This is a genomic window from Mesorhizobium sp. NZP2077 (assembly GCF_013170805.1).
Lineage (GTDB): Bacteria > Pseudomonadota > Alphaproteobacteria > Rhizobiales > Rhizobiaceae > Mesorhizobium.
On sequence record NZ_CP051293.1, the window covers coordinates 1,702,335 to 1,714,876 of the forward strand.

Below are 12,542 nucleotides of genomic sequence, written 5' to 3' on the forward strand. Positions count from 1 at the left end.
CGCTTATGCACGGTCGGCCATCACCGTTCGCAGCCAGGCTGTGATGGCATCGAAGTCGATCGGCTTTGTCGTGTCGACGTCGAAGAGCGGTCCGCGCCGCAGCGGCTCGGCGCGCTTGGCGAGCTCGATCAGTTCGGGAATATAGGCAGCACCGGGATGTCCGGCGGGACGTTGGTCGAGCCTAGCGCCGTAGCGCTCGGCAAGCACTTCGCCGGGCGCGTGGCACCAGATTTCGACGGTCTGCTCGACGCCAGCCTTTCGCAGATGATCTTCGAGAACCTCACGCGGCTGGAAGCCAAACCAGGCGTCGACGACCACGGTGGTGCCGGCGGGAGCCTCGCCGACCACTGACCAGATCGCCTGGTAGCTGGCGCGGCCGAGCGTGCGGTTGAACAGGCGGTCGCCGCCGCCGAGCATTTCGAGGAACGGGTTCTTGATCGTGTCGAGCGCCAGCAACGGCCATCCCATGCGGTCGGCGATACCGCGCGAGACGGTGCTCTTGCCGCTGGCGGGAATGCCGTTGACGAGCACCGCGCGACGAGCGCGATTGTACTTGGCCGATGGCTCCGCCAGCGCCTGCAGACCAGCGCCGATCACGCCGGCGTCGTCACCGAGCTGGGCGGGTTCGACGTGGCATTGATACCAGGGCGCCAGCGCCGGCGCGCGGGCGAGGGCCGCATGTGCCGCCCGGCCAAGGCCGCCGCCAAGCAGCACCAAATCGGGAGCAAGCACGGCAACGGCGGTGTCGATGGCGGCGCGTAGCGGCCTCGCCCAGGCGTCCAGTATGCCGCGTGCGTGGAAGTCACCGGCCGCATCGCGGGCAAAGAGCTGATCGACCGAAATGTCGGCGCCGAGCCCGGCGCGGGCAATGTGGCGGCCGAGCGCCGTGCCCGAACTGGTGGTTTCGACGCAGCCGCGGCGACCGCAGGCGCAAACCTCGCCATTGACGTCGACGGTAATGTGGCCGAGCTGGCCCGCCGTTGCCGAGCCGCGCGTGATCCGCCGATCTTGAGCGACAGCGCCGCCGATGCCGGTGCCGATGGTGAACATGACGATATTGCCATGGCCACGCCCGGCGCCGAGCGCCATTTCGGCGGCCAGCGCCATGTTGCAGTCATTGTCGATGACGACGGGTTTGCCTGTCATGTCTTCCAGGCGCTGCCCAAGCGCAACCGAGGCGAGGTTGACGTAGCCGCCAGACAGGACCGCGCCGCGCCGCGCATCGACGCGGCCGGGAACGCCGACGCCGATGGTCTTCACCTCGGGCGTGTCGAGAAGGCGCACCATGTCGGCGATGAGGCCGAGCACCAGCTCCGGGTCGGGCGCGCTTTTTTCGGAAACGCGCTTGAGGATTTCGCCGGTCTCGGAGATGCGGGCGGCACGCAGATTGGTGCCGCCAATATCGATTCCTATGCTGAGAGGCATGGCGTCCTGCATTTGTTTTCACGCAATTCCGGACGCAAAACCGCTTCACACTTTGGCTGGAATAGCTCTGATCCAAATTCGACTATCAGGCAGCGGCTTTCTGCCGGTAGTGCCCGATCACGGCCTGGATCTCACGCAATCGCGGCACCGCAATGGTCTTAAGCCTTTCGCGCTGGATGTCACGGTCGAGCGAGATGCAATCCTTCCACAGCGAGCGGCCGGCGATGACGCCAGAGGCGCCATTCTGCATGGCGATCTCGACCTGGCCGAGGAAGGTGGCGTGGTTGACGCCGGCCGAAAGCACCGCCCACGGCACGTCGCCGGCCATTTTGGTGATGTTGGCGCAGGCTTGCGGCGTTCCGGGGTAGGGGAGCTTCAGCACCTTGGCGCCGCATTCGAGCGAAATCCTGGTGCCTTCTTCGACAAGCCATGGCGTTTTGGCCGCATAGTCCTCGGGGCTTTCCCCATCGAGCTGATAGGTCAGGAATTCGACGACCAGCAGCAGGTCTTCCTGCCCGAAATCGGCGATGCATTGGCGCAGGATGGCGATGTTGTGCTCGTTGGCTTCAGGCTTGTCGGCCCTCAGATACACCATGATCTTGCCGCCGGTGCCGCCCAGCGCACGGACGCGGCGCGCGTCGATGTCGGGAACCAGGCGTGACAGGCGGTAGCCCTCGGGCGTGACGTCGAAACCCGAAGCGTCGAGGCCGATGAGCAGCGCCGTGTCGCGGTTCAAGACGCCCTCGTCGACAATGCGCGGCACTGCGCAGAGCGGGTCGAGCAGCACGCAGGACGCGGCACTGGCGAGGTAGCGCGTGATGTCAGCCTTGGTGTCGCCGAGCATGTCGTTGGTGATCTTGGCCTGTTCGGCCGGGTCCGATGCCAGCAAGGTCCGCATGCCGCCGCGCTGGTCGCAGGCAATAGCCACCATGGCCCCATCCTTGCCGCATATCTGCTGGTAGCCGCGCAGTTCCGCGGTGGTCATCTTCGTCATGGTCTCAATCCGATGTTGGCGCTCTCTTGCCGAGGGCGCGGATCCCGTGGAAACAAGAATATTCGGTTCTGCACGCCTTGCCGGCAGGCAGGGAGATTTTGCCGAGGTGTTGCACCATCCGCCCTCGCGAACAATGCCTCGCCAGCCTTGCGACCAGGGATCGGCCGCAAGTTGCGAGTTGGCTGGATTTGCGCGATAACTCCCGTCGGCGTATGCGTGTGTAACACGTTGCTGAAAGGAATTGCAAGCTGTCTGTTTCCCCCATCCAGGATGCAGCCGCATCGCGGACGATGCTGCACACGGTTGCCAAGCTGCACTACGTGGAAGAGATGTCGCAGGTCGACATTGCGCGGCAGCTTGGTGTCTCCACCGCGACGATTTCGCGCCTGCTGCAGCGGGCACGGGCGGAAGGGATTGTGCGGATCGAGGTTCTCGACATGGCGACGCCGGAGGACATCACCAGGCAACTGATCGGTGGGCTGAAATTGCGGGATGCCGCGGTGGTTGAGACGCCGGCGGCGGGCACGCTGGCGGCGCTCGCGGCACCGCTTGGCGGTCTGCTCAGGCAGGCGCAATTGATGGCGGGCGCTGTCGTTGCCATCGGCTGGGGACGTGCCGTGCGCGAGGTGATCCGCGCCGGCCTGCCGCGCATGCCCGGCGTGCTGACCGTGGCTGCCACCGGCGGCATGCAGCAGCAGGCGGCGCATTTTCAGGTCAACGAATTCGTACGGCTTGCCGCCGAGGAGTTTGGCGGCACGCCGCATTTCATTCACGCGCCCTATCTGCCCTCCACCGAATTGCGCGAGGTCTTCCTGCGCGACACCGCCATCCGCGATGCCGTCGCCTTGTGGGAGAGGACCGATGTCGCGATTGTCGGTATCGGCCTGCCGCATGCCATCAATGCCCCCGAGGCAAGCGCCGCCACGCCGAGCGAGCAGGCGCTGGTTCATGCGGCCGGCGACGTGCTTCGCCATTACTTCGATGCCGAGGGCACGCTGATCGCGTGGGAAGGCGAGAGCCGGATGATCGCCATGTCGCCGGCACAGCTGCGCGCCGTGCCGCTGGTCATCGGCCTTGCCGCGTCGCCGGAAAAGGCGACGGCAATCATTGCCGCCGTTCGCGCCGGGCTCATCAATACGCTGGTGACGGATACCAAGACGGCGCAGGCTATCCTCGCGGCGCTCGCGTAACATGACGAAACCAGTTGTGCCGCCGCAGGCCCCGGGCGATAGTTGGCCGGGGCTCTGCGGAGCAGTCGGATGTTGTACGCTGTGAAAGACCCGGCGCTGCCAGCTCGGAAAAACCGAGTTGCAATTTATTTCTGCAAAGTGTTACAAGTTCGAACGCCCGCCGGCAAGGCGCGGCGTGAGGCACAGTTTGCCGAACCTCGCGGAGGCAGAGGGTCGGGGCTGTGGCCAGGTGCGCCGGTCGGCTGACCGGCTGACATATCGACTGGAGGGCGCTTGGGAGGAGCTGCCCGCGAAAGGCAAACAGGCGTTCCCGGCCGTCGGCATCCGAAGGGATGACGGCCATTCCAATGTCACTTGCAACGGCAGATCTGCCAATAATGAGGAGGATGTCATGAAGAAGATTGTTGCCGCGCTCGCGGCGCTTGCCGTCAGTGCGACCATGCTGATGGCGCCGGCACAGGCGCAGGACAAGAAATACACCATTGCACTCATTCCGGGCCTGACCACCGACGGCTTCTACATCACCATGCGCAAGGGCGCCCAGGCGGCCGCCGACGCGCTTGGCGTGAACCTGGTTTTCCAGGGCGCGCCGGACTTCAATCCGGTCACCCAGGTGCCGGTACTCGACGCGGTCATCGCCAAGAAGCCCGATGCGATCCTGATCGCGCCGACCGACAAGGTCCAGCTGGTCGAGCCGCTGCGCAAGGCCAATGACGCGGGCATTCCGGTCATCACCGTCGATACTTTCATCGGCAGCGGCGTCTACCAGACGGGCGCCGGCGACGCCGATTTCCCGCTGGCCTACATTGCCTCGGACAATGTGCTCGGCGGCGAGATCGCTGCTCGCGCCCTGGCCACCGCCATTGGCGACAAGGGCAAGGTCTATGTGTCGAACGTCAAGCCCGGCATCTCGACCACCGACCAGCGTGAAGAGGGCTTCAAGAAGGAGATGGCCAAGCATACGGGCATCACCGTTCTGGAGACCCAGTTCAACGACGATGATGCCAACAAGGCGGCCTCGCAGTTGCAGGCGGTGTTTGCGCGCAATCCCGACCTAGTCGGCGTGTTCGGCGCCAATCTGTTCTCGGCGCTGGGAGCCGCCAACGGCGTCAAGCAGGCCGGGCAGACGGGCACCGTCAAGGTTGTCGCCTTCGATGCCCCGACCAGCATCGTCGACAACATCAACACCGGCCTGGTCGACGTGGCGATCGCCCAGCATCCCGCCGAGATCGGCTATTACGGTGTTGTCTCGGCCTATGCCCACCTGACCGGCCATTCGATCCCGGTCACGATCGGCACCGGCTTCACGATCATGAACAAGTCCAACATCGCGGACCCGAACATCTCGAAGTATCTCTACTCGGAGTAAGTCCAGACCAGCTTGGCTCCTCCCGGCTCGCCGGGAGGAGCCTGTGCCGGGTCCTCGCCAGAGGCAGGACCTGTTGGAAGGCAGCCGCGCCGCGGAGTATCCATGACCTCGACATCACCTGCCCAGCCGGCCGACAAGCATGTCGCCCCTCAAGCCGATCACGGCGATCCAGCCAGGAGCCTGGTCGCACGCATCGCCGAAGGGCGCGCCTGGCTGTTCCTTGCCGGCCTGATCATCTGTTTCGAGGTCTGGTCGCGGCTCGCTTTCGGCGCGACCTTCATGCTCAACCCATTCAACCTGCAGTCCATCGCGATCTTCGCCGTGGCGCCGCTGCTGCTGGCGACCGGACAGACCTTCGTCATTATCTCCGGCGGCATCGACCTGTCGCTTGGCTTCATCATGGGCCTTGCCGCCGTCATCGCCGCGCATGCCACCAACCTGGCGGGAGCCGCAATTCCCCTGCCGCTGGCCATGCTGGCGGGCATCCTCGCCTCGGTGATCGTTGCAGGCGTGCCAGGCGTCATCAACGGCCTGCTGATCTCGCGCCTCAGGGTTCCGCCCTTCATCGGCACGCTCGGCATGTTCGGCGTCGCGCGCGGCGCCGCCTTCCTGCTTGCCGGTGGCACCACCGTGCCGGTGCAGAATTCCTGGTTCGCGCTGCTCGGCAACGGCAAGTTCTATGGCGTGCCCTATCTGGTGCTGATCACCGCGGTCTTCGTCATCGTGATGCACTATCTGCTCAGCCAGACCCGGTTCGGCCAGCACAATTATGCCATCGGCGCCAATGTGCAGGCGGCGCGCCGCGCGGGCATCGACATCAGGGGCCATATATTGCGGCTCTATGTGCTGTCGGCGATGTGCGCCGGCCTTGGCGGCGCGCTCTATGCCGCGCGCTTTACCGCGGGTGCGGCGCAAGCCGGTGAGCCCTTGCTGCTTGACAGTGTCGCGGCCGTGGTCATCGGCGGCGCCAGTCTGTTCGGCGGCTCCGGTACCATCTTCGGCACGGTCGCCGGCGCGCTGGTGATCGCGGTCATCCAGTACGGGCTGGTCTTCGTCAATGTCGAGCCGTTCTGGCAGTTCATCGCCGTCGGCGTCGTCATCATCATTTCCGTTCTTATCGACCAGGCGCAGCGCCGGTTCAGTGGAGCCCGTCAGGATGAATAGCAGCAATCAGACCACGCCCCTGCTGGAAGTCCGCAATCTGTCGAAGCACTTCGGTGCCGTGCGTGCGCTGAACGATTTTTCCATGGCCGTGCGGCCGGGCGAAGTGGTGGCGCTGGCCGGTGACAACGGCGCCGGCAAGACGACGCTGATCAAGGCGATATCGGGCGTGTTCCAGCCGACGGGCGGCGAAATCCTGCTCCGGGGCCAGCCGGTGACTTTCGCGACGCCGCAGGAGGCACGCGAGAAGGGCATCGAGACGATCTACCAGGATCTCGCGCTTGCCGACAATCTGTCGATCGGCGCCAACATCTTCCTTGGCCGCGAACCGATGCGCAAGGCGTTCGGCTTCCTGCCGGTGCTCGACCGCAAGGCGATGGCCGAGGCAGCCAAGGCGACGATGGGGCGGCTCGACTTCCATGTCAGCCGGCTCGAGGCCCCGGTCAGCAATTTCTCCGGCGGCCAGCGCCAGGCGGTCGCCATCGGCCGTGCCGTCTACTGGGATGCGCAGATCCTGATCATGGACGAGCCGACCGCCGCCCTCGGCGTGCCGGAGCAGCGCAAGGTGATCTCGCTGATCCACCAGCTCAAGGCGCAAGGCCGAGGCGTGATCTTCATCTCGCACAATCTGCAGGACATCTTTGCAGTCTCGGACCGTATCGTGGTGCTGCGGCGCGGCGTCCAGGCCGGCGAGCGCAAGATCTCAGAGACCAACCATGACGAGGTCGTCAAGCTGATGGTCGGCGGCTGATTTCTAAGCTGCCTCCCGATTCGTCAGCGCGATGTGGCAGCAGCCGGAGCCGTGGCCCGGGGTCCAGGTGACGTTGTCGAAACGCACGCCGGTCGCCTCGAACAGGCCACGGTCGAAGGCGCCGGCAATCCGGCAGAGCGTGGCGAGGCTTTCGTCGCCAACGGCGGCCTCGACCCAGGCATCCTTCAGCGGGCAGCACTTCACCTTGAAGGCGATGCGGTCATCGCCGCGTTCGACATCGGTCGGATACATCAGGCCGCCGTCCGGGCTGACCGCCAGGAAGGCCTCGCCGATGGCGCGCGCATCGTTGGCGCCGAAGCTGGAGAAGGCGGCTGCGGCCACTTCCTTGCCGCGCTGCTCGATGGCGCGGATCATGATCGCCTCGGCCTTTTCAGCACCCAGCTCTCCGGTCAGTTCGTCGAGGAACAGGCGGTAGAGATCGGCGCGATTGCGGAAGGCGGAATCGAGTTCGCGCGACAGTTTTTCGGCTCTGGCTTCGGCGTCGGTCATGATGCATCCTGTGTGGTTCTTTTGAGCTTTGGCGTTGCCGCTACCAACGCCTTGCCGATGGCTGATTGCGGTGCGTCGATCACGGCACGGGCATCGCCGCTCTCGGCAATGCGCCCGGCATCGAGAAGGATGGCACGGTGGGCGATGGCACGGACGACGCCGAGATCATGGGAAATGAAGAGATAGGCGATCCGTTCCTGCCTCTGCAGGTCGAGCAGCAGGTCGAGGATTTGTCCGCGCACCGAGACGTCGAGCGCCGATACCGCCTCGTCGAGCACGATCAGCGACGGCTTCGTTGCGATGGCGCGGGCGATGGCCACACGCTGTCGCTGGCCGCCGGAGATTTCGTGGATGTCGCGCGGCGCGAGATCGGCCGTCAGGCCGACGCGCTCGAGCAAGGCGGCGATGCGGCGCGGGCGCTCGGTGCGGGAGGCGATGCGATGGATGCGCAAGGGATCGTCGAGCACGCGCGCCACCGTGGCGCGCGGGTTGAAGGCGGCAAGGGGATCCTGGAACACCATTTGCAGGCGCGCGCGGTGAGCGCGCAAGGCAGCGCCACGCAACGCCAGGAAATCTTCACCTTCGAAGTCGATGCGGCCAGCGTCCGGCTCGATCAGCCGCAGCACCAGCCGGCCGATCGTCGATTTGCCGCTGCCGGAGGGGCCGGCCAGCGCTAGTGTTTCACCGGAGTCGATGTGAAAAGAGACATCGTCGACGGCGATGACGGTATTACCGCCGCGACGGTAGCGCTTGGTGAGGTTGGACACTGCGAGCAGGCTCATGCGTGCAACCCGGCCCGGTTCAGCAAGGGTGCGGCGTCGAGGCCGATATGGGCGTCGAGCAGCGCCCGTGTGTAGGGTTGGCTTGGGGCGCCCACAATATGTGCCGTCTCGCCAAGCTCGATCAATTGGCCGTGGCGGAAGACGGCGATGCGCTCGGCGAGTTCCGCTGCCAGCGCGATATCGTGGCTGATGAACAGCAGCGTCATGCCATCCTCGGTTACCAGCCGCCGGATCAAGCCGACGATCTCGGCCTGCACGATGGTGTCGAGCGCGCTCGTCGCCTCGTCGGCGATCAGCAATGTCGGCCCAGCCGCGATTGATGCGGCGATTGCCACCCGTTGCTTCTGGCCGCCGGAGAGCTGATGCGGGAAGGCGCGAAGGGCCGAGTCGGGATCGGGCAGGCGGACGCGTTCGAGGAGGGTTTTGGCTTTTGCATAGGCCTTCGGCCAGTTGAGGCCGAGATGGGTGCGCGCGACTTCGGCGATTTGTTTGCCGATGGTCATGACAGGATCGAGGCTGGCGGAAGGGTCTTGGAAGACGAAGCCGATGTCGCGGCCGCCGAGGGGTGTGCGGCCAAGGCTGGGCCATTGAATTCTTCCGCCAACTGCCGAAGAAGCCGGCAGCAGCCCTGCGATCGCCAGCGCCAGCGTGCTCTTGCCCGAACCGCTTTCGCCGATGATGGCGAGACGTTCGCCAGCCTCTATATCGAGACTGATGTTCTTCAACGCCGCCACCTCACCGCCGTCGCGGCGATAGGTCACCGTCAGATCGCGGATCGACGCCAGCACGGTCACGACAGGCCTCTTCGAACCGCTGTCGTCTCGACGATGCCTTCTCCGGCGAGATAGACGCCCAGCACCGTCAGCACGAGCGCTATGCCCGGGACGATCGACAGGAATGGCGCGGTGCGCAACACAGTGCGGCCTTCGGCAATCATGCCGCCCCAGGTGACCCGGTTGGGGTCACCGAGGCCGAGGAAGGAGAGGGCCGCCTCGGTGAGGATCGCGGCGGCGACGATCACCGACGACATCGCCAGCACTGGCGGCAAGGCGTTGGGCAGCACCTCGCGAAAGGCGATTTCGAGCGGATGCATGCCGATGGCGCGGGCGCTTGCGACATAGTCGCGTTCGCGGATGGAGAGGACTTCGGCGCGGGAAATTCGCGCCGGCCCCGTCCAAGTGCCGAGCGCTATTGCCGCAACGACGATGCCGAGCGACGGTCCGACGACGCTGACGAAGGCCAGTGCCAGCAGGAAGCTCGGCACGGTCTGGAAAGCATCGGTGATGCGCATCAGCACCTCGTCGACGAGGCCGGCGGCAAAGCCGGCCAGCGTGCCGACCACAGAGCCGATGGCGAGCGCCGCCGCCGCTGCAGCGAGCCCGACGGCAAGCGAGGTGCGGGCGCCGTGGAACAGTTCGGCCAGCACGTTACGGCCCAGCCTGTCGGTGCCGAGCGGCAGCGACCAATCCTGGAACGGTGGTAGCAGCGCCGGTCCAGCGATGGCTTGGGGATCGCCAGGGAAAAGCAGCGGAGCGATAAGCGCCATCGCAACCAGTGCAGTCAGAAGGATGGCGCCGGCTATTCCCTCGGGCGTATGCAGAAAACGGCGGAGCGGGGTCATGCATCGGCCTCGCTGGCGCCAACGCGTGGGTCGAGGAAGGCATAGGCGATGTCGACGAGCAGGTTGATGACGATGACCAGGAAAGCGCTGACGAGGATGATGCCGAGCAGCAAGGGCGTGTCGCGCGAAGCCACCGCTTCCTGCGCCAGCCGGCCGAGGCCTGGCACGGAAAAGACACTCTCGATGACGACGCTGCCGCCCAGCATCTGCGCCGATTGCAGACCAAGCATGGTGACCAGTGGCAGCAGCGCGTTGCGGGCGATATGGGCGAGCACGATGCGGCGGCGCGAAAGCCCTCTGGCGCGGGTGGCGAGGACAAAATCCTGCCGCCAGACCTCGGCCATGCCAGCGCGCATCATGCGCAGGTAGAGCGCCAGATAGATGAAGCCGAGGGCGGACACCGGCAGGACGAGATGGATGGCGATGTCGGCGGCGCGGTCGAGGCCGGTCTTGTCCGAGGCCAGTGTCTCGATACCGCCGATCGGCAGCCAGCGCAGGTCGACGGCAAAGACGACGATCAGCACCAGGCCGAGCCAGAAACCCGGCACGGCATAAAGCGCCAGCGAGCCGATCGACAGGAAGCGGTCGCGGAAACTGCCGGGCTTGGCGCCGGCATAGATGCCGAGTGCCGAGCCGAGCCCGAAGGATAGCGCGGTGGCGCTGACCATCAGCAGCAGCGTGTTGGGCAGGCGTTCAAGGATCACGTCGCGGATTGGCTTGGAGAAGGTCACCGACTGGCCGAGATCGAGATGCAGCAGCGCCCAGAGATAGTTGGCCAGCCGCGTCAGTTCCGACTGATCGAGACCCCAGCGATGCCGTAGCAATTCGATCATGCCGGCATCGCCGCCGGTCGAGACGATGTAGGCATCGACAGCGTCGCCGGGGGCGGCTTCGAGGAGGAGGAAGGTGCCGATGATGACGATCAGCAGCACGAAGACGCTGCCGACGAGACGGCGGCGGAGGAGGGTGAGGGCGCGGGTCATGGGGGGCGTCGGCGGTGCACGACGACTAAAGGAAACGTCGCGCGTGAGTGCCCCCCTCTGTCCTGCCGGACAAAGGGGGGCCTCGCAGAACTCGACGCCTACGTTGATTTCGCGAACTTTCATCCGCGCAAATGTGTCACGATTCCAGATACGTGTCCGCCCAGTTCGACACCGCCCAGCGCGGGTTGTTGGCGATGTTTCCCACCGTATCGCGGGCGACGCTGATAAAGCTCCATTCGGCGACATTGATCAGCGGCAGGTCGGCGGCCACTTCCTTCTGGAACTCCTTGTAGAGGTCGGTGCGGGCTGCCGTGTCGAGCGTTTCCGAGGCCTTGGCGATCAGCGCGTCGAGCGCTTCGTTCTTGTAACCGCCCTGGTTGGAGAACGGCACGCCGTCGGGAATACCGCTCTGCACCAGGATGGTGGTCGAAATCGCCGGGTCGCCGCGGAACACCGGCGGGCCGACGGCGAGATCGAATGCGTGGTCGGTGTAGACGGCCTTGATGTGGGCGGCCGAGTCGTTGTTGACCAGTTCTGCGTCGATGCCGATGGCAGCCAGCGCCTGGCGCAGATAATCGCCGAACTGTTTTGTCTCGTTGAAATAGGGCGCCGGCAGGAGTTTCAGCGTAAAGCGCTTGCCGTCTGGGCCTTTCTTGTAGCCGGCTTCGTCGAGCAGCGCGTTGGCCTTGGCGACATCGAAGGCATAGGTCGGTACGTCGGCGGTGTAGAACTGTGGGTCGTTCTTCGGCACCGGGCCGGTGGCGGTGGCGGCATAGCCGAGGAACACCGTCTTGACGACGAAATCCTTGTCGATGGCATGGGCGATCGCCTGGCGCACCTTCACATCGGCCAGTTCCTTGCGGCGATGATTGATCTCGACGACGAGCTGATAGGTCAGCCCCTCATAACCCTTGCTGATCACCCTCAGCCCAGGCACCTTGGAGATGCGGTCGAGATCGGCCAGCGGCACGGCGGAGAAGGCGGCGAGCTGGATTTCTTCCGCTTCCAGCGCGCTCGCGGCCGACGTGCGGTCAGTCAGAACCTGATAGATGATCTCGTCGAGATAGGGCTCGTCCTTGCCCCAGTAATCGGTGTTCTTCGTCAGCCGGTAATACTGGCCGGCCTTGTACTCGCCGAACTTGAACGGCCCGGTGCCGATGGGGGCGTTGTTGGCCGGGTTGTCCTCGATCTTGCCGACCTCGTAGACGTGCTTCGGCACGACGCTGCTCAGCGCCGGCAACGAGTTACGGATCAGCTGGAACGGCGTCGGCTTGGCGAATTTGAAGACGGCGGTGAGATCGTCAGGGGTGTCGACGCTGGCCAGATCCTTGAACACGGTGCGGCCGAGATTTTGCAGCGGCTTCCAGATCTGCAGCGCCGAGAAGGCGACGTCGGCCGAGGTGAACGGCTTGCCGTCATGCCATTTGACGCCGTCGCGCAGCTTGAACGTCACGGAGAGCCCGTCGCCGGCACCTTCCCAGCTCAGCGCCAATCGTGGCGCGAGCCCGTCCTTGCCGTCGAAGGAGGCTTCGGCCAGCGTCTCGACGATCTTGCTGGAGATGAAGAAGACGCCGTTGGAGGCGACGATCGCCGGGTTGAGGTTGCGTGGTTCGGAATCGGCGGCGAGCACCAGTCGGCCGCCCTTCTTAGGCGTCTGCGCCCAGCCCAATGTCGGCATGGCGGTGGAGGCCAGCAGCAGCGCCGAGCCGGCAAGTATTTTGCGTCTGGAAATCGTGAAACCTGACATGATCGAACT

The 12,542-nt window shown here is 65.2% G+C and carries 12 protein-coding genes; 4 read left to right on the forward strand and 8 right to left on the reverse strand.

Going from position 1 to position 12,542, the window contains the following annotated elements; translation table 11 throughout:
- Positions 1–3: 3 nt before the first annotated feature.
- Together HGP13_RS08425 and HGP13_RS08430 are read right to left on the reverse strand one after the other, a co-directional pair.
- The gene (locus tag HGP13_RS08425) at positions 4–1,425 is read right to left on the reverse strand and encodes an ROK family protein (protein ID WP_246707310.1); all 1,422 of its coding nucleotides are present in this window, start codon (positions 1,423–1,425) and stop codon (positions 4–6) included.
- Positions 1,426–1,510: 85 nt separating this feature from the next.
- Positions 1,511–2,419, reverse strand: a complete 909-nt coding sequence (locus HGP13_RS08430) for a tagatose-bisphosphate aldolase (protein ID WP_172223837.1) — start codon at positions 2,417–2,419, stop codon at positions 1,511–1,513.
- Positions 2,420–2,709: 290 nt separating this feature from the next.
- On the opposite strand from HGP13_RS08430, the gene HGP13_RS08435 reads away from it, so the two are divergent.
- The 4 genes from HGP13_RS08435 (at position 2,710) to HGP13_RS08450 (ending at position 6,890) form a co-directional block, all read left to right on the forward strand.
- Positions 2,710–3,609 (forward strand): sugar-binding domain-containing protein, encoded by a 900-nt coding sequence (locus tag HGP13_RS08435; RefSeq protein WP_172223840.1) that lies wholly within the window; start codon positions 2,710–2,712, stop codon positions 3,607–3,609.
- Positions 3,610–4,000: 391 nt separating this feature from the next.
- The gene (locus HGP13_RS08440; RefSeq protein ID WP_172223842.1) at positions 4,001–4,978 is read left to right on the forward strand and encodes an ABC transporter substrate-binding protein; all 978 of its coding nucleotides are present in this window, start codon (positions 4,001–4,003) and stop codon (positions 4,976–4,978) included.
- Positions 4,979–5,080: 102 nt separating this feature from the next.
- A complete protein-coding gene (locus HGP13_RS08445) occupies positions 5,081–6,142 on the forward strand; it encodes a ribose ABC transporter (RefSeq protein WP_172223846.1) in 1,062 nt (353 codons plus the stop codon).
- Positions 6,135–6,890: an ATP-binding cassette domain-containing protein gene (locus HGP13_RS08450; RefSeq protein ID WP_027043364.1), complete on the forward strand. Its 756-nt coding sequence runs from the start codon at positions 6,135–6,137 to the stop codon at positions 6,888–6,890. The genes HGP13_RS08445 and HGP13_RS08450 overlap by 8 nt, the downstream gene beginning before the upstream one ends.
- 3 nt (positions 6,891–6,893) lie before the next feature.
- Here HGP13_RS08450 and HGP13_RS08455 read toward each other — a convergent pair whose 3' ends face one another.
- The 6 genes from HGP13_RS08455 to HGP13_RS08480 form a co-directional block, all read right to left on the reverse strand.
- Positions 6,894–7,400: an L-2-amino-thiazoline-4-carboxylic acid hydrolase gene (locus HGP13_RS08455; protein WP_172223849.1), complete on the reverse strand. Its 507-nt coding sequence runs from the start codon at positions 7,398–7,400 to the stop codon at positions 6,894–6,896.
- Positions 7,397–8,182 carry an ATP-binding cassette domain-containing protein gene (locus tag HGP13_RS08460; protein WP_172223852.1) on the reverse strand — a complete coding sequence of 262 codons (786 nt, stop codon included), beginning with the start codon at positions 8,180–8,182 and terminating at the stop codon, positions 7,397–7,399. The genes HGP13_RS08455 and HGP13_RS08460 overlap by 4 nt, the downstream gene beginning before the upstream one ends.
- Positions 8,179–8,976, reverse strand: coding sequence for an ABC transporter ATP-binding protein (locus tag HGP13_RS08465; RefSeq protein ID WP_172223855.1), 798 nt, complete (start codon positions 8,974–8,976; stop codon positions 8,179–8,181). Before HGP13_RS08465 ends, HGP13_RS08460 begins: the two co-directional genes overlap by 4 nt.
- Complete coding sequence (locus HGP13_RS08470; RefSeq protein ID WP_172223857.1) at positions 8,973–9,803, reverse strand: ABC transporter permease; 831 nt, start codon at positions 9,801–9,803, stop codon at positions 8,973–8,975. The genes HGP13_RS08465 and HGP13_RS08470 overlap by 4 nt, the downstream gene beginning before the upstream one ends.
- Positions 9,800–10,786, reverse strand: coding sequence for an ABC transporter permease (locus HGP13_RS08475; RefSeq protein WP_172223860.1), 987 nt, complete (start codon positions 10,784–10,786; stop codon positions 9,800–9,802). Before HGP13_RS08475 ends, HGP13_RS08470 begins: the two co-directional genes overlap by 4 nt.
- Before the next feature lie 136 nt (positions 10,787–10,922).
- Positions 10,923–12,533 (reverse strand): ABC transporter substrate-binding protein, encoded by a 1,611-nt coding sequence (locus tag HGP13_RS08480; protein WP_172223862.1) that lies wholly within the window; start codon positions 12,531–12,533, stop codon positions 10,923–10,925.
- Positions 12,534–12,542 lie beyond the last annotated feature (9 nt).